A 21,042-nucleotide genomic window follows, 5' to 3' on the forward strand; every position below is an offset into this window, starting at 1 on the left:
GGTTTAATTAGCTCATGAAATACGGTATTCTGATGTGACAAAACCTGAATCCTGGTCGTTAAAGTGTTTGTTTGCACTCATATTTTAACTGTTAGGACTCAGGTTTTTTTATTTAAAGCAAACTATGAGACAGCAGTGGGCTCAGGCCTCTTTTTTATGAAATGGAGGAAAGCTTAATAATAAGTCTTGGAATTCGAAGCATGTAAAAAGGCGGGAATCAAACCGGTTAAGGCCGCACGAATATCCGGGCGTTCATTAATCAGTTGATGTGACCCTTCTTCCAGCATCAGCAAGGTTTGCAGGCGGAATTTACGCCGGATAAACTCGATGTTATAGCGCCAGTCCACAGTCTGATCCTGCGCGCCCTGGGCCAGCCACACCGGAATCCGGCACGCTGGTCGCTGCTCCATTTCCAGCATCCATTTGGACATGGCCAGAATCCAGTCCATGCCCATCATGCGTGGTTGTAACGGATCTTTTAAGCGCACAAAACGTAAAAATTCCGGGTTATGGTTATTGCGTCTAAAATGGCGTGGCACTTCGCGTTTAATCCGGCGGATAATCCCAAGGCCCACTGAATTATGCCACCAGGCACTTTTGGCCGGACGGATGAGAGGTGACAGTAACAGCACCCGCTCAACAAACGGATTCTCCCGGCGCTCGGCAAATTCCAGTAAATGATGCATCCAGATCGCACCACCGGTACTTTGCCCTACCCCTAGCCAAGGCTTAGGCAATTGATCGGCATTGCGCACATATTGGTAAATGGCGTGTAGCACCTGCTGGTAATGATCAAAATTCTGGATACTGGCGGGCGAGCCATTACTTAAACCATGGCCGGGCAAATCATAAGTCAAGACACTAAAGCCCTGCTCCAGAATTTCTTTGACAATCGGCTGATAAATGCCGCTGTGCTCCAGATAGCCATGCAGTAAAAACACCGTACCTTTGCTTTTTTCCAGCTTGCCCGCTTCAAGTTTAGGCTGAAACACCTGCACATGCAGTTTAAACAGCGGCATTTGCACATAACCCTGCCAATGCTCGCACTCTAAGCTGTCAAAACCGTAAAGCTGGCGATAGGCCTGAATATCCACCGTGGGCGCATAAGGCCGGTTCAGGTTTAAAGGCTCCAGCACCTGCGGCGTGGTATCGCGGCTAGGAACCGGTAAATCCAGCTGTTTCAGCACACTCGGATTTAAAAACGGGATATTCGGCATTATGGCACCTCCCGGCAGTCGCTCGAACCAAACAGCATATCGCGGATGGTGGCCAGCATTTCATAATTGGCACGGCGGCTATGATCATAGTTCTGCTCACTAGGCTGCCATTGGGTCAACTCGGTTGGAATTGGCGCGACCACCGGCACGGTTTCAATGCCGTTTAAGGCAAACAAACGGCGTGTGCGCGGCATGTGATATTGATCGGTGATTAAAATCACCGTTGGTGCGCCGCCTTTTTTCTGTAGCAGCAAGGAACTAAAACGCGAGTTTTCACAGGTGTTCATACTGCGATCTTCCAGCAAGTTGGCTTCAACCCCGCGTTCTGCCAGCCATTTCTGCATATAAGGTGCTTCAACACCGCTCAGCACAATGGGTAATTTATACTGTTTTTCAATTTCTAAGGTTTTTTCTAAACGTAGTCGTGTGTAGTTATTCACAATAATATCTTTTTGATTTTCATGTAAGGTCAGACCGCCGCCCAGAACCACAATTGCATACGGCTGGGAAGTTATTTGCGGCTTTTGGATATTTTGTTGTTGAATCAGTGCGATATCCTGAAAAATTTCTTCATCAACCGGTACGGTTTCAACCGCTGCCACTTCATGGGTTCTTAAAAATTTCAGATACTGTTCCATTAGGGCCTGATTTTCAGAGCTGTCTAACTCCAATAAATCCTGTAACTGCTGTGAAGGCTGTGCAAGTTGCGCCTCAGATGCGGAAACATCGGCCAGCAATGGAATTTGCGGTGTGCTGTCCTGCTCTTGTTCCTGCTGACTGCGCTGCTCATCCTGAATTAAAGCCTGCAAGGCTTTATAGCGTGCCTGAATGATGGTGAGATTCTGTGAATTTTTGGCCTGAATCTCTTCTTCTATCACTTTTAAATAAGCTTGCCGGGCAATCCACAAATTCGAGCCAGGTTCCAGATTTTCCTGATCGGTCAGTGCCCCCATCTGCTGGCTTTGTGCAGCCACTTCATTGACCTCCACCGGCACAATGGTATTCAGCACTTTTATCACAAACTTGGAATAAAACGGCGAATAGATAAAAACCACCAGACAGCCCATCAGCACAAATAGCACAGCCGCCATTTGTACGATACGCACCATCCAGTGAGTTCTATTCATAAATGCCTAACCTGATTAAAAGGTATTGTGGGGAATAATCAGCCCGGCGTCATTAAACAGCACCGGTTCTGGTTCTAAGTGTATCCCAAATTTTTGGTACACGTCCTGCTGTACTGCCTGATATGTTGCCTGAACATCGGCCAGGGTCGCATTGGCATAATTGACAAGCACCAGCGCCTGCTTGTGAAACATACCAACCATGCCCAGCTGTTTCCCTTTCCAGCCGGCCTGATCAATAAGCCAGCCAGCCGCAATTTTGACCTGGCCTTCGGGCTGCGGATAATGCGGCATGTTCGGGAATTGAGTCGCCAGCTGTTCATAGACCGCGGCAGTCACCACCGGATTTTTAAAGAAGCTGCCGACATTTGGAAATTGCTGCGGATCTGGCAGTTTACTTTGACGGATCTGGATCACTTGGCGTTGCAGGTTTTCAGCGGTTTGCTCATCACCCACAGCGGTTTTTAAATCGCCATAATTCAGTTTCAAGTCCGGCTGTTTCCGCAGCTTGAACGTGACATGGGTGATGATATAGCGGTTTGGATTTTCTTTGAAAATACTGTGACGGTAGGCAAAATGGCAGTCACTGGCCAGAATCGAATTAAACTGACCGTTATAGCGGTCATAAACCTGTACCGATTCAATAAATTCACCGACCTCAACCCCATAGGCACCAATATTCTGCACCGGCGATGCACCGATCAGACCGGGAATTAAGGCCAGATTTTGCAGGCCAAATAACTGCTGCGTGGTGGTCCAGAGCACAAAATCATGCCAGACCTGACCCGCACCGACGCGAATGGTGCTGAAATTGTCATCTTCATTCAGGAATTCAATGCCCTGAATATCCATATGTAACACCAGCGCCTGAATCTGCTCTGGCAGCAGCATATTACTGCCGCCCGATAAAATCAGCACATTCAGCTGCTGCAACTTGGCATAATTTAAGGCCGCAATTAAATCATCGGTAGAATGCACCTTAATATAATGAGACGCATTTGCAGCCAGATTTAAGGTATTAAAAGGCTTAAGCTGGACCTGATGTTGAATGTTCATATTCTTAAACCTGATTTAAGCCAATTCTGTTTTTAAAATATTGATCCAGGCCTGTGCGCTGGACTCACACTGATCCAGCACGCGTTCAAAGCCATCGGCTTCGCCATAATAAGGATCAGGCACTTCATGACGTGGATATTGTGGATCATGTTCGCTCATTAGCGCCACTTTTGCACGTAGCAGTTCTGCACCATATTCTTCGGCCGCATGACGCTTTAAATGCTGAATATTTTGCAGGTTTTCCTGATCCATCGCCAGAATCAGATCAAAATCTAGAAAATCGCGCGTGGTTAACTGACGGGCACGCAAGGCAGATAAATCATAGCCACGCTGCAAAGCATGTTGCTGGCTGCGCGCATCGGGTGCTTTGCCCGGATGATAATTACTGGTGCCGGCAGAATCGACCCAGATATTCAGTTGCTGTGCATCACAATAATGTCTGAACACCACTTCCGCGGTAGGTGAACGGCAGATATTGCCCAAACAGACACATAACACCTTGTATGGCGTTCTGGATGACATAACAACCTCAAAACTGCTTTCTTTTAAAGTGTCTTATGTTAAGTTATTTGCAGGATGAATCCTATATTGTCACTATAGATAAATGTTGATTTAAGTATAAAAATTAAGGATAAAGCGTATGAGCCCATTTCAATTCCAGACTGTGCCCAACATTATTGCCGGACTGGGCAGCATCCAACAGCTCAAAGCCCTCCTGACTGAACAGAACAATCAACGTGTGCTGCTGGTGACCGATCCGGGAATGGTGCAATTACAATTGCATGCACCTGTTTTGGAAACTCTCGAAGCTGCCGAATGTGATTACCGCATTTATGCCAGCGTACAGGCCGATCCACCGGAACATATTGTGCTGGAAGCCGCCGAATTCGCCCGGCAAAACCAGATAGATACAGTCATTGGTTTTGGGGGTGGCAGCTCGCTGGATGTGGCCAAAATTATTGCCCTGCTGGCCCATCCTGAACAAAAACAGCAACTGCATGACATGTATGGCGTCAATCAGGCGCAAAAACCGCGTTTGCCTCTTATTCTAATTCCAACCACGGCCGGCACCGGCTCGGAAGTCACGCCCATTTCCATTGTCACCACCGGCGAAACCACCAAAACCGGCATTGTGTCTGCTGCCCTGTATGCCGATGTCACCATTTTAGATGCCAACTTTACCCAAAACCTGCCGGCGCACATTACGGCCGCCACCGGTATTGATGCAATGGTACATGCCATTGAAGCCTATACCTCCAAACACAAAAAGAACTTTTATGCCGATATGCTGGCGATTCAGGCACTTAAACTGCTGAACCAGAATCTGCATCTGGTGCTAAAAGATGGTAACAACATGGAAGCCCGTCAGAATATGCTGGTCGGCTCGATGCTGGCCGGACAGGCTTTTGCCAATGCACCGGTGGCAGCAGTCCATGCACTGGCCTATCCGCTGGGTGGACATTTTCATTTGTCGCATGGGCACAGCAATGCGCTGGTCTTAACCGAAGTGCTGAAATTTAATGCACCAGCCGCCAAGCAGCAGTATGCCGAATTGATGACCTTGCTCGACCCATCCAGTAAAGGTTGTGTAGATGGTTTGTGCGATCTGTTTATTGACCACATGCAAAACTATCTGGACCGCAGTGGTCTGACCTTAAAACTGAATGCCCTGAATGTACCTGAAAACATGCTGGAACAGCTGGCCGAGGATGCCATGTTACAAACCCGCCTGCTGCAAAATAATCCACGCGACATGGAAAAACAGGATGCATTGGCCATTTATCAGGCGATTTATCAATAAGGCTGAAGCTATTTTAAGTTGTGGTAAATCAAAAATATAAATTTTCGATCTATTCAGGGATGACGTCTTTTTATGAAACCGGTAGCCAAAACCCGCGATCAATACACCTTCTTTTTACCGATTCAAACCCGCTGGTCAGACAACGACATGTATGGTCATGTCAATAATGTCATGTATTACAGCTACTTCGATACCGCTGCCAATGCGCTGCTGATTGAGAAAGCCGGACTGAATATTCATCAGGCCGAGATTATGGGGCTGGTGGTAGACTCTGGCTGCAGCTTTTTAGCCGAGCTGAGTTATCCAGAAGTGATTGAGGTCGGTGTGGCGATTGCAGCGCTGGGCAACAGCTCGCTGAAATATGATCTGGCAATTTTCAAGCAGCATCAACAGCAGGCTTCAGCTCAAGGACATATGGTGCATGTTTTTGTCGATGCGCAGCAACGTAAAAGCACCCCGATTCCAAGCGAAATGCGGAATGCCCTGTTGTCTTATCTGCGTTCTCAATAAACGGTTGAAATGGTCTGACGGTGGTTATTTCAACTGGATATTCTGCAATTCGCCATCAAAACTTTCGAGCAGCGATTTAACCTGCGGCTCCTGATGCAGCAGCTCACTGGCGCGTTGATAAGCACGTACTTTACGTTCCTGCTGCAAGCTATACGGTGTCACCTCTGTGACCTGTCCATACTGCACTTTCAGGAAGCTGTTCGGCCACTGCTGTTTCAGCGCTGCTTCTAAATGCTGTAACTGCGAATTTAACAATTGCTGATACTGCTCCGGAATATGGAAAACCGACTCAGCTTCAATCTGGCCGGTCATCAGGCCGTGTTGGGCCAGTTCCTGAACTGCCGGTGATAAATCACTATTACGGAACCAGTATTCCCATTTTTCCACACTCCATTCGCCCTCTAAGGACTGCACCGGCAGTTGCAGAATATCTTGCGGCATCAGGCGCTGATCAGCACGTGGAATAGCGGTATTGTCTACAGCAGCAACGACAGGCTGGTTGACGGATGACGTCGGTGCTGGCTGCGCAAATAAACTGTCTTGCGGGCTGGAATCCTGTGGATGTGTCAGCTCAGGCTGTTGTGCGACAGACGAAACCGGTGCTGCAAGTTCAGCAGGCTGTTGAATCGGCTGCGCAGGAGTGGTTTCTGGTAAAGGGGCAATTTCATCAAACAGGAAATCATCACTGCTGGCCTCATCCTGCGTTTCCGGCTGATCAGCACGATCATCTTCATCTAAATCAAACAGCACTTCATCTGCCGCCGGATCAAAAATCATCTGCGCAGATGCCGCTTCTGCCGGTGTAGTCACCGGATGGTCTGGTTCGGATGGAGATGGAACTTCAGCAACCTCTAGCGGTTCATCTTGCAGAAAATCATCTGATGATGGTTCAGCAACGGGTGGGTTTATAGCAGCAGTTTCAGCTTCTAATTCATCCTCAGCTGAAACAACGGGATGCACCGGTTCAGGCTGCGCGGTAGCTGACTCGACTACCGGTGCTGCAGCAACTGCGTTGCTTTGTGCGCTGACCTGCGTCAAGGGCACTTCATTTGGCTGTAAGGGACGGAAAGCCAGCAGACGCAGCACGCACATCTCAAAGCCCTGCTCCTGGGTAACCGCCAGCTGTAAATCTGCGCGACCTTTGCTGGCAATCTGGTAATACAGCTGTAAATCCTGAGCCGAAATGCGCTGCGACAGCTGGGTAATTTTCTGGTTAATTTCGGCACTATATTTCAGGCTTAAATCTGGCAGATATTGCAATAAGGCCAGTTCATGCAAGGTCGAAATCAGCTGATCCAGCACCAGTGATACATCCAGCGCCTGCTGACGGAACTGTATTAACAGTGCGCTCACGCGTGCAGGTTGGTTCTGATGAATCGCTAGAATCAGGTCATAAATAATGGTGCGGTCAATCAGCCCCAGCATGTCTTTGACATCCTGATGATGAATTTCACCCTGACCATAGGCAATGGCCTGATCGGTTAAGGACAAGGCATCCCGTAATGAACCTTGTGCCGATTCAGCAATTTGCCAGATTGCATCCTGCTCGGCCTGAATCTGCTCTTTGCTGAGAATTGAAGATAGGTGCTCGGTAATTTCATCTACTGCCAAAGGACGCAAGGTAAATTGCAGGCAGCGTGAAATGACCGTAATCGGAAGCTTCTGCGGATCGGTGGTGGCAAACAGGAATTTAACATGCTCTGGCGGTTCTTCCAGCGTTTTTAGCAAGGCATTGAAAGAGTGCGTCGAGAGCATATGCACTTCGTCAATCAGGTAGACTTTAAAGCGGCCTTGTGTCGGTGCATACGGCACATTATCGAGCAGTTCGCGGGTATCTTCCACTTTGGTACGTGATGCCGCATCAATCTCGATTAAATCAATAAAACGGCCTTCATTCACCGCCTTACAGGTCGGACAAACTTCACACGGTGTGGAGGTCACCCCTGTTTCACAGTTCAGGCATTTGGCCAAAATACGCGCAATGGTGGTTTTCCCGACCCCACGAGTCCCGGTAAACAGATAGGCATGGTGTAAACGGCCACGCTCTAAGGCACTGGTCAGTGCACGAGAAACATGATTTTGCCCCACCAGCTCATTAAAATTACGTGGACGATATTTACGCGCAAGTACCTGATACATGTATGCTCCTTTTTACAGGTCTAAGCATACTGTTTTTTTAGTAAATAGTGAAATAAATGACGGGCGCTTCCAAAGAAAAATCCCTTGTTCGCGCCAGCAAAAAAGGGATTAAAAATCAGTATATTTAGCAAATGATTAGCCAGTATTTAAACAGACTTGGCCAGAATAAAATCACTTTGCATTTGATAGCGTTTGCCTGTTTGATCTACACGAATCTCGAGCAATTGTTTCTCAAGATCGACATATAACAAATTTCGGGTGTTGACTTGCAGCAGTTCAAGCTGCTGACGCGACGCATCTGCAAAGCGAATCCGCCCTTGAATCACTTCCGGTGTATTGTGCCCGCTCATACTTTCACGCACCAAGGTATAAGTTTCATCCTGATGAAGTTCTAAAGATTCTGCCATTCCCGGACAATCATCACAGCGCGACAAACAGCCCATACAAGGCGTAGTGCCTTTGAACTCACCGACCCACGCAGGAATTGCGCTCTTAGATTCCACCACGGTTTGGGATTGAGTTGAGTTTTGATCCTGACATCCGAGTACAACTGAACTGGCGACCAGCGGAATCAAAATGACTTTTTTCATCTTTGCACAACATCAAATTGACTAGTGCCAGAACATAGCACAAGGATAGGCTCAAAATCATCTCAAACTGTTTAAAACCAGCCCTTTCGGCCTTTTAAAACACCATCGGCACAGCGTAAGGTTTCCTGGGTTAATCCCCACAAGCGATAATCGCCGGTGATGGAACCGGTCGGAAAATTATGGGTATAAGCAAAACTTAAATTCCGCTCTGGATCACACCAGGCCCCTGAACCATTAAAACCAATATGACCAAAACCTGACGATGCCGACTTGCCCAAGCTCAAAATGCGGTGATAGCCCAAACGCCAATGCATTGGCAGCGGCATCACCCGGTCACGGGCGGTATATTGTACCTGACTTAGGACCTGAAACACCTGTGGTGAAATCAGTCGCTGCCCCTGCCATTGGCCACCCTGCGCCAGCATGGCATAGATTTTGGCCAGACTTTGTGCCGTAAATACCCCGGAGGCTGCCGGCACAATCGCCTGTAAACCGGCATCACTAAAGAATGAAAATTTCTTCATGCCTTTGGGAATCATGGCATCCTGAAAATCTTGCGGATGTTGCCCACTGAAGGCCAGCAGCTTTTCTAAAGGCGATGCGGTACGTGCAGGTTTAGCAGCAGCCTGTTTTTTGGGAGGCTGGGCAGATTGGGCGGGCTGAGATGTGGCAAACGGTCGCGCTACCCGCGCCAACTGCTCTACCGGCACGCCAAAATAAGCTCCGTTTAATTCCAATGGCTCGCTTAAATGACGCTGCATCAATACAGCCAAGCTTTCATTACAGGCTTTTTCCAAGACACCACCGACCTGCCAGCCAAAGGTCAGGGGCTGATAGGCTGCATCACTGTTCGGCAGAAAACGCGGTTTGGCCGCGGCAATGACCTCCAGCATATGCGACCAGTCGGCCATTTCCGAGGCATCGGCAATCAGGTTACGGATATCGTATAAACCACTGCGATGGCACAGCATCTCTCTTAAAGTCAGCTGCTGTTTGCCCTGCGCTGCAAATTCTGGCCAATATTCAGCCACCGGCACATCATAATCCAGCCGCCCCTGACTCACCAGAATATGTGCCAGCGTGGCCAGCACGCCTTTTCCGGTAGAATAGCAGACCGACAGACTATCCGGCTGCCAGGCCTCATTGGCAGATTTTTGACCGGTATAAATATCAACGACTTTATGACCCTGAAAATAAACCACCAGCGCAGCGCCGCCTTGCGTTGAGCGGGCATCCTGAAAACGGCTAAATAGATGGGCCAAATCTTTAAATGGTTCTTCCACTGAACCACGATAATTCTGAATATCTGCACGCAGATAATCTTTTACGCTGTTCATGCATCCTTTCCAGCAATATGGTGAACAATGAAAAAAGCCTAAATCCGGTTTGGACTTAGGCGCTATGACTTAAAGTGGGCGAATGCTACCGCTGACATGCGGCTTCTGATTCTTTTTGCTGCGAATCAGGAAGTCAGTATTTTGTGCCTGCTGCGCCGTCAAGAATTCCACCTGAGATGGCAGATACATTGGCAACTTAAACCAGACATCAGCTTCATACGCATCTGGCAACTGGATATTGGCCAGCGCTTTGGCTTTACTCCACATACCATGTGCAATGGCCTGTTTAAAACCAAAGGCTTTGGCGGTTAACGCATGAATATGGATCAGGTTAAAATCTCCCGATGTCATCGCATAACGGCGACCGGTATTTTCCGACACATCCCATTGTCCTGCCGGCACATAATCCGGTACGGCACTTTCTGCTGCTTTGGCCGCGGGCTTGCTGCCAGTTTTCTGACGTGACAAATAGGTGGTTAAACCTTCCATCACCACTTCATTACCAACTTTAGCAGTGGTGATAAAATCAAACTGTACGCCTTTGTCATGTGGCTGCAATTCACCAAACTTGCAGGATAAAGTCAGCTGCTCATTCACGCCAACTTTACGGTATTGCTTGAGCTGATTGCGGATATGCACCAGACCTAAAATCGGAAATGGGAAAGCTTCCGCAGTCATCATGTGCATTTGCAGGCTTTGCGATAACACCGCCAGATAAATGGCCGGAATATAGCCGTTATTTTTAAAACCACAGACTTCGTTATAGGCTTTCAGATGTTTCTGGTCGACCTTGAATGAATCCACCACATATTCAACTTGCGGCAGAACTTTTTCACCCTTCGGCTTTTTAAAAATTAAGCCCTGAATCACTTTTGGATAGGCTAAATACGGCTTGGGAAGTTGACTAAAATGGCGAGTATTCATACTGAACCTTTGGAATATTTATCTTTTAAATCACCCTTTCTTTAATAAGAATTGGGTTTTCTATTTTAATTCCCTCAAATCCCTCCCGACCTCCCTTCAAAAAGGGAGGAGAAGTCCCCCTTTATTAAAGAGGGATTTTAGGGGGGATTCCGAGTGAGGGATATATTAAGCCCCTAACAGACTCTGACCACAAACACGCACCACGTTACCATTTAAACCGGTAGATGCAGTTGAGGCAAAGAAGGCAATGGTTTCTGCGACATCAACCGGTAAACCGCCCTGACTCATCGAGTTCATACGGCGGCCCGCTTCACGAATGGCAAACGGAATGGCCGCAGTCATTTGGGTTTCAATAAAGCCCGGAGCCACAGCGTTAATGGTCACGCCATTTTTCAGTACTGGTGCGGTATATTTCACCACTCCAATTACGCCTGCTTTTGATGCCGCATAGTTGGTTTGGCCCAGGTTACCGGCAATCCCTGAAATAGACGATACGCAGATAATACGGCCATTGGCATTCAGACCGTCATTTTCCAGCAGATAGTCGTTCACGCGTTCAATAGCAGCCAGGTTAATGTTAATCACCAGATCCCACAGTTCAGGCTTCATATTGGCCAGTGTCTTGTCACGGGTAATACCGGCATTGTGCACGATAATATCCAGACCGCCCTGTGCAGCAGCTGCCGCTTTAATCTGCTCGCCCGCATCAGCGGCGGTAATATCAATTGCCAAGGTTGAACCCCCAATTTCAGAGGCAACACGGTCCAAGTCAGCTTGTTGCTGTGGTACGTCCAGACAAATCACATGCGCGCCATCACGTGCCAATACATGCGCAATCGCTTCACCAATACCACGGCTGGCACCAGTTACAACCGCGGTTTTACCTGCCAGTGGTTTAGCCCAATCCACATCGACCGTGTCTGCTTTAGAAACACGAATCACCTGACCCGATACATAAGCCGAACGCGGTGACAAGGCAAAACGTAAGCTCGATTCCAGGTTCGCTTCAGCGCCGTCATCAACATAAATCAGATTGGCGGCAATGCCTTTTTTAAACTCCTTCCCGACCGATTTAACAAAGCCTTCCAGCGCACGCTGTGCAATTGCATGTTTTACCGTTTTGGCGGTTTCCGGTGTGGTGCCGATCACCACTACACGGCCAGAGGCCTGAATCTGGCGCGCCACCGGATTAAAGAAGTTATAGAGCGCATTTAACTGTTCAGAGTTCTGAATGCCTGAGGCATCAAAGACCACCGCTTTAAATTTAGATTCTTTATCGCCCGCGTTAAAAGCACACAGGTTTAAACCGGCTTGTGCAGCAGCCTGCTGTAATTCTGCATTATTGCCGGCATAGCTGTTGGCATGGATATTGGCCAGAACCTGGGCAATTGCACCTGATAATGTGCTTTCCGGCGCTGCGCCCAACAAAACTGCACCCTTGACCACAGGCGTCGCGCTGTCAAAACGCTCAAGGAAAGTTGGGGATGGCAGGCCTAAATTTTTAATGACAAATTTACCAATTGGAGATTTTGCAAAAGCTTGGTATTGGTCAGTCATGATTATTATCTCTCAGACAAAATGAATTTGTGATTAATCTAAAGTTATCCTTTAGCTTCAATATGATGTCAGATACTTTGTATTTCAATAGATCGATCAGTTTGTTATGAATAATACTTGAGATCATATACAGATGACTTGACCTGAAAGCATTCTGCAATGTCATTGTAGTCAATTCAGGCTATTCTAGATTATGCTAATGTAACCCCTAAGAAGATCATCAACATGCTTGGAAAAGCCTTATGAGCAAAACAACTCAAGAAAATCCGGCGGTCGAAAATTCTGCTACAGAAACTGTGTCAAATACATCAAAAAGTACAACGCGTACAACCAAAAGTTCTGGCACGGCAAATTCGTCAGCAAACCCTGCGGCTAAACCTGCACGCACCCGTGCGGCATCTACCCGTAAAAAAAGTACAACCCCTCCTCCTTCTGAAACTACAACTGAAACATCTGGTCAACAGGATAATACCATGAGCCAAAACACTGTCCGTCGCGTTGCGATTATCGGTGGTAACCGCATTCCATTTGCACGTTCAAATGGCGCTTACTTCACTGCCTCAAACATCGATATGTTCACCGCCGCTTTAAATGGTCTGGTAGAACGTTATCGTTTAGAAGGCCAACGCCTCGGTGAAGTCGTTGCCGGTGCCGTACTCAAACACAGCCGTGATTTTAACATGACTCGTGAGTGTGTACTGAACACTGAATTGGCTCCTGAAACACCTGCTTACGATATTCAGCAAGCGTGTGGAACCGGTTTGCAGGCAGCTTTTTTAGTGGCCAATAAAATTGCTCTGGGCCAAATTGAAGTCGGTATTGCTGGTGGTGTCGATACCACTTCCGATGCCCCGATTGCTTTTGGTGACGGTTTACGTAAAGCCCTGCTGGAGCTGAATATTGCCAAAACCGGTAAAGACCGCTTAAAAGCGCTGACCAAAATCAATATCAAAGACCTGATGGATGCACCGAAAAATGGTGAACCACGTACCGGTCTGTCAATGGGTGACCATCAGGCGATTACTGCGCTGGAATGGGGCATCTCGCGTGAAGCGCAGGATGAACTTGCTGCATCTTCACACCAGAAAATGGCAGCCGCCTATGAAGCAGGTTTCTTTGATGACCTGATCACACCATTCTTAGGTTTAGAGCGTGACAACAACTTGCGCCCGGATTCTTCAGTAGAGAAACTGGCTAAACTGAAACCAGCTTTTGGTAAAGGTGATGCGCGTACCATGACCGCAGGCAACTCAACCCCACTGACCGATGGTGCATCTTGTGTTCTGCTTGCTTCTGAAGAATGGGCCAAAGCCAATGGTCATGACGTACTGGCTTACTTAACCTTCCAGGAAACGGCTGCAGTTGATTTTGTCGAGAAGAAAGAAGGCCTGCTTATGGCGCCAGCCTATGCCGTACCACGGATGCTGGAACGTGCCGGTCTGACTCTACAAGACTTTGACTACTATGAAATTCACGAAGCTTTTGCTTCACAAGTGCTGTCGACCTTAAAAGCCTGGGAAGATCCAAAATTCTGTAAAGATCGCTTAGGTCTAGAAGCACCATTGGGTTCAATTGATCGTAACAAGCTGAACGTAAAAGGTTCTTCTCTGGCTGCTGGTCACCCATTTGCTGCAACCGGCGGACGTATTCTGGCGACTGCTGCCAAACTGCTGAATGAAAAAGGTTCAGGTCGTGTGCTGATTTCAATCTGTGCTGCAGGCGGTCAAGGTGTAACAGCGATTGTCGAGAAGTAATTTCCCCTGCCTTCACTGAAAAAGCCACTGCCTGGTGCAGTGGCTTTTTTTTATGGACGTTTTATTACCTTTTTATTGTCTGCTCTTAAATTCATCAGACGTATTTTAAACAGACTCACGATAGGCCGGTGCATAGCCCAAACGTACCTCAATCGCGTCATAACCCCACTGGAAGATAAAGGTATAGACCAAAATACATAAGGTCAGGCTTAAATCCAGCAAAAAGGCCTCGGGCAGACTCATCTGCATGGCATAGGCCACCATTGGAATGGTGGCTAACATTAAGCCACCCTCAAAACTAATGGCATGTAAAATCCGTACTTTCACCGTACGCTGGAGCTGTCTGCGTGCTTCAAATTTTTCAAAAAAATGATTAAACAGCATATTCCACAAGACCGAGGTTACTGCCATGGCCACACCCAGGCTACCGGTCACTTCCAGCGGCATCTTGAAAATCAGGCTTAAAGCTAGGGCAATAATCACCAGTAAAATCAGTTCATAACTCAAGGCATGAATTAATCTTCTTTTCGACAGCAGCATGTTAAACCTTATCCATTTCATCAATTGTCGCCATCTTATTTTTAAATTATCGACAAATCTAGTTAGAATCTTTCAATATTATTGACAGGTTACTGCCCATGAATGTGAATCAGGAACAGCTGATCATTTTTAAAACCGTGATTGAATGCGGTTCTTTTTCCGCAGCGGCGCGGCAACTGGGAAAAGTGCCATCTGCAGTAAGTATGTCAATTGCCAATCTGGAAATTGACCTGAACCTGAATCTGTTTCAACGCATCGGCCGTGAACCGGTGCCCACCGCACAGGCGCTGACGCTGTATGAAAAGACCGAACAACTGCTGGTTGAAATGAACCAGTGGAAACAGCATGCCGCAGCGTTAAGTGAAGGGCTGGAATCGGAACTGAATATTGTGGTGGTGTCCGAGCTGATTCATAGCGACTGGACCCAATACATTGCCCTGCTGCAGCTGGAATTTCCAACGCTACAGATCAATATATTTTCAGCGCCACAGGAAGATGCCATGCACATGCTGGTCGAACAGTCGGCGCAACTGGCAGTAATGTTTGAACGTGAACAACTCGACAGTGGCGAACAGTTTGTAGAACTGAAACGCGAAGCCTTGGTGCCGGTGGCGGTCCGAGATTTTGCCTTGGCTCAACAGGCACCGGTCAGCTTTGAAGCTATTTTGCACAGCCGGCAAATTGTGGTGGCCAGCCGTGACCGTCGTATTCAGCCGGAACTGTTATTTTCCAAACAGTACTGGCGCACTGATAATCATCATACTGCCTGCTCGTTAATTTTACAGGGTCTGGGCTGGGGTGTGTTGCCGCTGCAAATGCTGGATGAAAACCCGAACTTAAAGCAGCAACTACAGGTTTTGGACTTTCTGGATTTCTCGCCAAGTTTGAATATTTTGTCGATCTGGTCTGGAGCCGTGAAAGCAAACTGGGGCTGGCTGCTCGTTTTTTGATTAATCACTTGCGCAATCAACGAAAAAGCACAAATTAGACACTGATCTGTAACGCTTTTCACTTGGGTTAAATCCAGTTTGTGTTATAAATAATTGCATAAGCAATAACCGAACAACTAGAGAAGCGGATTCAATGACACAGAACGCCTTAAACCAATTAAAACGCTTAACAACTATTGTGGCCGACAGCAGTGACTTAACTGCCATTGAAAAGTTTCGTCCTTTAGATGCAACAACCAACCCGTCTTTAATTACCGCGGCGGCTGAACAGGCCGACAGTAAACCGCTTTTAACCGAAGCCTTTGATCAGGCCAAAGCAGAAGGTTATCAGCAAGACGAACTGATTGAACGCACCATTGATATTTTAACCGTCAAGTTCGGGGTAGAAATTCTTAAACTGATTGATGGCCGTGTATCGACTGAGGTAGATGCCTCACTGTCTTATGATACAGATGCGACCATTGCCAAAGCCAAAGAACTGCTGGCGCTGTATAAAGAATATGGTATTGATCAGAAACGTATCCTGATTAAAATTGCTTCAACTTGGGAAGGCATTCAGGCGGCAAAACAGCTGGAAGCAGAAGGCATTCATACCAATTTAACCTTACTGTTCGGTCTGCATCAAGCACATGCCTGCGCTGATGCCAACGTCACGCTGATTTCCCCTTTTGTCGGGCGTATTCTGGACTGGTACAAAAAAGCCGAAAATGTCATGTACTACCCAATTGAAAAAGATCCGGGTGTGCTGTCCGTGAAAAAGATTTACCAGTTCTACAAACAGCATGCGGTGAAGACTGAAATCATGGGTGCCAGCTTCCGCAGTATTGATCAGGTCTTGGCGCTGGCCGGTTGTGACCTGTTAACCGTTTCACCCAACCTGCTGGCCGAACTGGAACAGGATGAGCGTGAAGTCACAGCACAACTCTCAAGTGACACGATTGAAGCTCAAGGCGAGCTGGAGCCGATCACAAAAGAGAAATTTAAACAGCAGCTGGAACATGACTTAATGGCCTTCCAGTTACTGCAAAGCGGTATTGATGGCTTTATTAAAGCGCGTGAACAGTTAAGCCAGTTATTGCGCCAAGGCTTTGGTATTGATGCCGAAATTAAAGCTTAATTTTTCTGTTTAGCCGCGCCGCTGTGCGCGTATTCCAGGCCGATGTTGCTATATAATGCTGCATCGGCCTTTTTAGTTCTCTGGATTTCCTGTGTTTGGTATCACTGACGTAATGACGTTCATTATTGGAACCATTTTAATTGTGATCCTGCCCGGCCCCAACTCTTTATATGTGATGTCAATTGCCTCACGCTTTGGCATTAAAGCCGGCTATCTGGGCGCTTTAGGCGTTTATACCGGTGACCTGATTTTAATCCTGTGTACCGCCTTTGGCGCAGCCTCCGTGCTACACAGTTTTCCATGGCTGTTTATAGCGCTGAAAATGATTGGCGCGCTGTATTTAAGTTATTTGGGCATACGTCTGATGATTGCCGCCTATCGCACCTGGCAGCCCGAGAAAAGCCGCTCGACTCAAACCAAGAATAGCAGCAGTACGCCAGAACAGGTTCATCCTTTTCGCACCGCATTAACCATTAGTATTTTAAATCCGAAAGCGATTCTGTTTTATCTGTCTTTTTTTGTGCAATTTGTTGATCCGGCCTATCCTTATCCGGCGCTGACCTTTACCCTGCTGGCCATTATTCTGCAAATCATCAGCATGAGTTATCTGTCAATTCTGATTTTTTCCGGAATGAAACTGGCAACCTATTTCAACCGGAATTACCGCCTTACCGCGACCGGTGTGGCCGCAGTTGGCCTGCTGTTTTGTGGTTTTGGCTTAAAACTGGCCAGCTCGACCCTATAAAAATCAAGCAAAATTTTTAACTTCTGATAAAGATTTGAGCTTTTAGATGGCCATTGAAAGGCGTATGATTTATCGGCTTTCTCTCCCATTTTTATTGTGCAACGGATTATGCAAAAGCTTATACATGATTTTTCTATTCCGGCTGTTTTTGCTGGATTTATCACTTTTTTAATTGGTATTAGTGTTTCTGCCGTACTGGTGATTCAGGCGGCGCAAACTTTAGGGGCCACAGCCGAACAGATTACCTCCTGGTTCTGGGCTTTGGGTCTGGGCATTGGCCTGTCGGGCTTGCTGCTCTCATGGAAATTCAAATATCCGGTGTCGACGTCCTGGTCAACCGCCGGGCTGGCCCTGATTATTGCCACGGGCAGTGGTTATAGCCTGAATCAGGCCATTGGGGCTTTTCTGGTGTGCGGCGTGCTGACCGCACTGTTGGGTTTTTTCGGGATTTTTGAACGTCTGTTTCGCTATATTCCACAAAGCCTGACCAGCGCCATGCTGGCCGGCGTACTGCTAAAATTCGGCATTGCCTTGTTCGCCAGCATTCAGCATGAATGGGCATTTATCCTGTCTTTACTAGCAGCCTATGTACTGTCAAAACGCTTCTGGCCACGCTATAGCATTGTGCTGACCGTAATTGCCGCGATGCTGCTGTGCCCGCTGGTACTGGATTTCCATTTTCCTGTGGTGAGCTGGTCATTGGCGCAACCGGTGTGGATCAGTCCGGAATTTAGCCTGCCCGCTATTTTAGGTCTGGCTTTACCTTTGCTGGTGATTAATCTGGCCTCGCAATATTTACCCGGCATCGCCATTATTAAAAGCTATGGCTATCAGCCGCATGTTAATCAGTTGCTCGGCTGGACCGGTACCGCGCAGGCCGTGTTATCGCCTTTTGGCTGTTATAGCGTGAATATTGCAGCGATTAGTGCCGCCGTTAGTCTGGATCATCAGGTGCATCCGGACCCATCAAAACGCTATATTGCCGGCATTAGCTGTGGCCTGTTTTATATCCTGATGGGCTTGTTTGCCGCCACCTTAACCAGCCTGCTGATGTCTTTTCCGGCAGTGCTGATTACTGCATTGGCCGGTATCGCCCTGTTTGGCACCATTGGCCATAACGCCTTTATTGCCTTTAAAGAGGCCGATGACCGGGAAGCCGCATTAATGACCTTTTTACTAAGCGCTTCAGGCATCCAGTTCTGGGGCATTGGCTCGGCCTTCTGGGGACTGGTTTGCGGTGTGGTGGTGTTACTGGTGATGAAATTTCCCTGGAAAGCCAAATCCTAAAGACTAACATGATGACCAGCAGATTTTAGGGCGCGGATCTATCTGTCTGATCCGCTTTACTATAATCGGCCAGAAATGACAGGGTCTGCTCAAAAGTCTGCTGGCTTTCGGGCAGATGCATTAAGAACTGATATTCATGAATCAGCCAGCGTTTAGAGTCGGGATAAAATACTGCTTTTACTGGCACCTGCTGCTGCTTTAACACCTCTAACAGCGGTAAAGATTGAGTATCAGTCAGAAAATCCTTATTGCCGCCACTTAAAAATACCGGTGGAAACGCGGGAGTAATATGCTGAATCGGTGAAATCTGCTGCAGAAATTCCGCATCCTGTTTGCGGTCGCCGGTATAGGCCTGCACCATGTTATAAATGCCCCACTCGACAATTTTGATTTCATCCGGCGCGGTTTTAATAAAATACGGTAAATCATAAATCCCGCAGTGCAAAATCACCCCTTTCAGCTGTGTTAAGGCCAGAACCGGCACAAATTCCGAATGCGCGGCAAATTCCGGATTACTCAACAAGGCTGCATAATGGCTGGCCAGATTGGCACCGGCAGAATCTCCAGCCAGAAATAGTTGCTCGGCATCAACACCAAACAGCGCGCCATGTTCCTGAATATAGGCCAGTGCCTGATTAATCTGGTGTAACTGGGTGGGATAAGTCGCCGCTGGCGCCAGTTGATATTGCAGTGAAAACACCGGATAACCGGCATCTGCCAGCCGTTTAAAATAACCGCGCGCATGGGCTTTGGAACCGGAAATCCAGCCACCGCCATGAATCCAGACCACGGCCGGGCGTAATCCGGTATCATCAGGTGTCTGTGCTGGCAAATAGACATCCAGGCTTAAATCCGGATCTTGCTGATACTGGATATTTTCCAGCACCCGCACCTGCTGCGGTGCATCCCGATCCATCAGTTTCTGTTGCAATTGGGTGGTCAGATTAAATGCGCCAGCAATAATACGGCTATTACCGGCTGTGCTTTGGCAGCCACTCAGCACCAGCAGCAAGCTCATGCACAGACTTAACATCAGATACTTCATTTCACCCATCTTCCTGTTTATACAGCTGTTTTATTTTTCTTCACTATAAAGCAGCCGCCGCGCAGATGGAACCCGGTTTTTCACGACAATGCGATCTGACAATGTAGAGTATTCCAGTCAGAATTATTTGTTAAATCAAAGACCTACTTAAGTGGTATTGTGATTGAAAATCTGTATCTTTTTTGCAGACAGAACACCGGAATAAATTGAATGCCCCCCGGTGATGTGCTATCTATAGAGTATAGCTAAACATTAAGTTCATTATATCAATAAGGAGTTTCTCCATGGCGTATCAGCATATTCTCGTTCCGGTCGATGGTTCTCAAATTTCCTATTCTGCGGTGCAACATGCAGCTGAAATTGCCCGTGCCTTTAACAGTCAGCTGAGTCTGGTGAGTCTGGTGGCGGAAGACCCGTTCACTGATGCCGATTTCTATTATTCATCTGCCATCATGAAAGAATACTTTGTGCAGGCACACGGTAATGCACAAAAAGCCCTGAAAGAAGGCCAGCAAATTGCCGAAGCTGCAGGCGTTACTGTAAGTACTAAAATTGTGGAAGGTGAAGTATCGGCCAAGCATGTGGTTGAAGCTGCACAAGAAATGGGCGTTGACCTGATTGTGATGGGTTCACACGGTCGTAAAGGCTTCCAGAAATTCCTGCTCGGTAGTTTTGCTCAGGATGTACTGCGCAGTTCTGAATTGCCGGTGCTGGTCATTAAGGCCTAATTGCCCTACTACAGTTCAGAATCCTGAATGCTTTTGATGTACTTTCATTCACTGTCAGTTTCAATAAAGCCCGCGATATTCATATGTAAAAATAAGGAAAACTGTCATGACCAGCTATAAACATATTCTTGTTCCAGTGGATGAATCCCCGATTTCTTATGCTGCTGTAGAACAGGCTTTAAGTCTGGCCAAAGATTTAGGCTGCCAGGTCACGGTAATGAGCGTGATTGCGGTTGACCCATTTGTCGGCGTCGATTTTTATAAAGTTGCTCCGGCCATTACCGACTATTTCATGCAGGCCGAAAAAAATGCCAAACTGCGCTTGCAGGAAATTCTTGATTCTTTCCAGCGTGAAGGCGTGCAGGTCGATCAGAAACTGGCGCACGGCGTTTCACCCTCAGATGGCATTATGCAGATTGCCGATGAAGTCGGTGCCGATCTGATTATTATGGGCTCACATGGCCGGACCGGTTTCAAGAAAATGATGCTGGGTAGCGTAGCGCAAAACGTGCTGACCCAATCGCCTATTCCGGTGCTAATTGTAAAAGTCTAAAGTAAATCTAAAGCTGCCATAAAAAAACTCCTCAACGTGAGGAGTTTTTTTTAAATCTGCTGAACAGC

General features: G+C 47.5%; 19 protein-coding genes and 1 pseudogene. 9 read left to right on the top strand and 11 right to left on the bottom strand.

Going from position 1 to position 21,042, the window contains the following annotated elements:
• Positions 1–173: 173 nt before the first annotated feature.
• From FTU69_RS11085 to FTU69_RS11100, 4 genes are read right to left on the bottom strand one after another with little or no spacing between them, the layout of a single operon-like run.
• Positions 174–1,217, bottom strand: a complete 1,044-nt coding sequence (locus FTU69_RS11085; protein ID WP_005178596.1) for an alpha/beta hydrolase — start codon at positions 1,215–1,217, stop codon at positions 174–176.
• Positions 1,217–2,344 carry a YdcF family protein gene (locus tag FTU69_RS11090; RefSeq protein ID WP_180103890.1) on the bottom strand — a complete coding sequence of 376 codons (1,128 nt, stop codon included), beginning with the start codon at positions 2,342–2,344 and terminating at the stop codon, positions 1,217–1,219. The genes FTU69_RS11085 and FTU69_RS11090 overlap by 1 nt, the downstream gene beginning before the upstream one ends.
• Before the next feature lie 15 nt (positions 2,345–2,359).
• Positions 2,360–3,397 carry a UDP-N-acetylmuramate dehydrogenase gene (gene murB, locus FTU69_RS11095; protein ID WP_180103891.1) on the bottom strand — a complete coding sequence of 346 codons (1,038 nt, stop codon included), beginning with the start codon at positions 3,395–3,397 and terminating at the stop codon, positions 2,360–2,362.
• A gap of 15 nt (positions 3,398–3,412) precedes the next feature.
• Positions 3,413–3,919 (bottom strand): low molecular weight protein-tyrosine-phosphatase, encoded by a 507-nt coding sequence (locus tag FTU69_RS11100; protein ID WP_005178601.1) that lies wholly within the window; start codon positions 3,917–3,919, stop codon positions 3,413–3,415.
• Between the two features lie 118 nt (positions 3,920–4,037).
• On the opposite strand from FTU69_RS11100, the gene FTU69_RS11105 reads away from it, so the two are divergent.
• Positions 4,038–5,198 carry an iron-containing alcohol dehydrogenase gene (locus FTU69_RS11105; RefSeq protein ID WP_005178603.1) on the top strand — a complete coding sequence of 387 codons (1,161 nt, stop codon included), beginning with the start codon at positions 4,038–4,040 and terminating at the stop codon, positions 5,196–5,198.
• 72 nt (positions 5,199–5,270) lie between these two features.
• Positions 5,271–5,708, top strand: coding sequence for a thioesterase family protein (locus FTU69_RS11110; protein ID WP_127798842.1), 438 nt, complete (start codon positions 5,271–5,273; stop codon positions 5,706–5,708).
• 24 nt (positions 5,709–5,732) lie between these two features.
• On the opposite strand, the gene dnaX is transcribed toward FTU69_RS11110, so the two are convergent.
• The 5 genes from dnaX to FTU69_RS11135 all read right to left on the bottom strand — a co-directional run bounded on the left by dnaX (position 5,733) and on the right by FTU69_RS11135 (position 12,255).
• On the bottom strand, positions 5,733–7,847 hold the full coding sequence (gene dnaX, locus FTU69_RS11115) for a DNA polymerase III subunit gamma/tau (protein WP_180103892.1): 2,115 nt from the start codon (positions 7,845–7,847) through the stop codon (positions 5,733–5,735).
• A gap of 146 nt (positions 7,848–7,993) precedes the next feature.
• Positions 7,994–8,437, bottom strand: a complete 444-nt coding sequence (locus FTU69_RS11120; RefSeq protein WP_180103893.1) for a copper resistance protein NlpE N-terminal domain-containing protein — start codon at positions 8,435–8,437, stop codon at positions 7,994–7,996.
• 71 nt (positions 8,438–8,508) lie between these two features.
• Entirely contained in the window at positions 8,509–9,774 is a 1,266-nt protein-coding gene (locus tag FTU69_RS11125; protein WP_180103894.1) for a serine hydrolase, read from the bottom strand.
• 69 nt (positions 9,775–9,843) lie between these two features.
• Positions 9,844–10,698: a MaoC/PaaZ C-terminal domain-containing protein gene (locus FTU69_RS11130; RefSeq protein ID WP_180103895.1), complete on the bottom strand. Its 855-nt coding sequence runs from the start codon at positions 10,696–10,698 to the stop codon at positions 9,844–9,846.
• Between the two features lie 165 nt (positions 10,699–10,863).
• A complete protein-coding gene (locus FTU69_RS11135) occupies positions 10,864–12,255 on the bottom strand; it encodes a 3-oxoacyl-ACP reductase (protein WP_016659064.1) in 1,392 nt (463 codons plus the stop codon).
• Positions 12,256–12,497: 242 nt separating this feature from the next.
• Here FTU69_RS11135 and FTU69_RS11140 point away from each other — a divergent pair, with 242 nt between their 5' ends.
• Positions 12,498–14,009 carry an acetyl-CoA C-acetyltransferase gene (locus tag FTU69_RS11140; protein WP_045795462.1) on the top strand — a complete coding sequence of 504 codons (1,512 nt, stop codon included), beginning with the start codon at positions 12,498–12,500 and terminating at the stop codon, positions 14,007–14,009.
• A 105-nt stretch (positions 14,010–14,114) separates the two neighbouring features.
• On the opposite strand, the gene aceI is transcribed toward FTU69_RS11140, so the two are convergent.
• Positions 14,115–14,549 (bottom strand): chlorhexidine efflux PACE transporter AceI, encoded by a 435-nt coding sequence (gene aceI, locus FTU69_RS11145; RefSeq protein WP_180103896.1) that lies wholly within the window; start codon positions 14,547–14,549, stop codon positions 14,115–14,117.
• A gap of 98 nt (positions 14,550–14,647) precedes the next feature.
• Between aceI and FTU69_RS11150 the strand changes: the two are divergent.
• The 4 genes and pseudogenes from FTU69_RS11150 to FTU69_RS11165 all read left to right on the top strand — a co-directional run bounded on the left by FTU69_RS11150 (position 14,648) and on the right by FTU69_RS11165 (position 18,648).
• Positions 14,648–15,537 (top strand): annotated as a pseudogene (locus FTU69_RS11150) (LysR family transcriptional regulator).
• 95 nt (positions 15,538–15,632) lie between these two features.
• Positions 15,633–16,616 (top strand): transaldolase, encoded by a 984-nt coding sequence (gene tal, locus FTU69_RS11155; protein ID WP_005178624.1) that lies wholly within the window; start codon positions 15,633–15,635, stop codon positions 16,614–16,616.
• Between the two features lie 91 nt (positions 16,617–16,707).
• Complete coding sequence (leuE, locus tag FTU69_RS11160) at positions 16,708–17,361, top strand: leucine efflux protein LeuE (RefSeq protein ID WP_104489198.1); 654 nt, start codon at positions 16,708–16,710, stop codon at positions 17,359–17,361.
• Positions 17,362–17,469: 108 nt separating this feature from the next.
• Entirely contained in the window at positions 17,470–18,648 is a 1,179-nt protein-coding gene (locus FTU69_RS11165; protein WP_180103897.1) for a benzoate/H(+) symporter BenE family transporter, read from the top strand.
• A 25-nt stretch (positions 18,649–18,673) separates the two neighbouring features.
• Here the strand turns inward: FTU69_RS11165 and FTU69_RS11170 are convergent, their stop codons facing one another.
• On the bottom strand, positions 18,674–19,693 hold the full coding sequence (locus FTU69_RS11170; RefSeq protein WP_005178627.1) for an alpha/beta hydrolase: 1,020 nt from the start codon (positions 19,691–19,693) through the stop codon (positions 18,674–18,676).
• A 284-nt stretch (positions 19,694–19,977) separates the two neighbouring features.
• Between FTU69_RS11170 and FTU69_RS11175 the strand changes: the two genes are divergently transcribed.
• Positions 19,978–20,421, top strand: coding sequence for a universal stress protein (locus FTU69_RS11175; protein ID WP_005178628.1), 444 nt, complete (start codon positions 19,978–19,980; stop codon positions 20,419–20,421).
• A gap of 106 nt (positions 20,422–20,527) precedes the next feature.
• Complete coding sequence (locus FTU69_RS11180) at positions 20,528–20,974, top strand: universal stress protein (RefSeq protein WP_005178630.1); 447 nt, start codon at positions 20,528–20,530, stop codon at positions 20,972–20,974.
• The last annotated feature ends 68 nt before the right edge of the window (positions 20,975–21,042 follow it).

The sequence above is a fragment of the Acinetobacter sp. YH12134 genome (assembly GCF_013418555.1).
Taxonomy (GTDB): Bacteria; Pseudomonadota; Gammaproteobacteria; order Pseudomonadales; family Moraxellaceae; genus Acinetobacter; species Acinetobacter indicus.

Coding starts and splice junctions, on each gene's coding strand:
- FTU69_RS11085 (WP_005178596.1), bottom strand. CDS start 1,217: ATGCCGAATATCCCGTTTTTAAATCCGAGTGTGCTGAAACAGCTGGAT.
- FTU69_RS11090 (WP_180103890.1), bottom strand. CDS start 2,344: ATGAATAGAACTCACTGGATGGTGCGTATCGTACAAATGGCGGCTGTG.
- murB (WP_180103891.1), bottom strand. CDS start 3,397: ATGAACATTCAACATCAGGTCCAGCTTAAGCCTTTTAATACCTTAAAT.
- FTU69_RS11100 (WP_005178601.1), bottom strand. CDS start 3,919: ATGTCATCCAGAACGCCATACAAGGTGTTATGTGTCTGTTTGGGCAAT.
- FTU69_RS11105 (WP_005178603.1), top strand. CDS start 4,038: ATGAGCCCATTTCAATTCCAGACTGTGCCCAACATTATTGCCGGACTG.
- FTU69_RS11110 (WP_127798842.1), top strand. CDS start 5,271: ATGAAACCGGTAGCCAAAACCCGCGATCAATACACCTTCTTTTTACCG.
- dnaX (WP_180103892.1), bottom strand. CDS start 7,847: ATGTATCAGGTACTTGCGCGTAAATATCGTCCACGTAATTTTAATGAG.
- FTU69_RS11120 (WP_180103893.1), bottom strand. CDS start 8,437: ATGAAAAAAGTCATTTTGATTCCGCTGGTCGCCAGTTCAGTTGTACTC.
- FTU69_RS11125 (WP_180103894.1), bottom strand. CDS start 9,774: ATGAACAGCGTAAAAGATTATCTGCGTGCAGATATTCAGAATTATCGT.
- FTU69_RS11130 (WP_180103895.1), bottom strand. CDS start 10,698: ATGAATACTCGCCATTTTAGTCAACTTCCCAAGCCGTATTTAGCCTAT.
- FTU69_RS11135 (WP_016659064.1), bottom strand. CDS start 12,255: ATGACTGACCAATACCAAGCTTTTGCAAAATCTCCAATTGGTAAATTT.
- FTU69_RS11140 (WP_045795462.1), top strand. CDS start 12,498: ATGAGCAAAACAACTCAAGAAAATCCGGCGGTCGAAAATTCTGCTACA.
- aceI (WP_180103896.1), bottom strand. CDS start 14,549: ATGCTGCTGTCGAAAAGAAGATTAATTCATGCCTTGAGTTATGAACTG.
- tal (WP_005178624.1), top strand. CDS start 15,633: ATGACACAGAACGCCTTAAACCAATTAAAACGCTTAACAACTATTGTG.
- FTU69_RS11165 (WP_180103897.1), top strand. CDS start 17,470: ATGCAAAAGCTTATACATGATTTTTCTATTCCGGCTGTTTTTGCTGGA.
- FTU69_RS11170 (WP_005178627.1), bottom strand. CDS start 19,693: ATGAAGTATCTGATGTTAAGTCTGTGCATGAGCTTGCTGCTGGTGCTG.
- FTU69_RS11175 (WP_005178628.1), top strand. CDS start 19,978: ATGGCGTATCAGCATATTCTCGTTCCGGTCGATGGTTCTCAAATTTCC.
- FTU69_RS11180 (WP_005178630.1), top strand. CDS start 20,528: ATGACCAGCTATAAACATATTCTTGTTCCAGTGGATGAATCCCCGATT.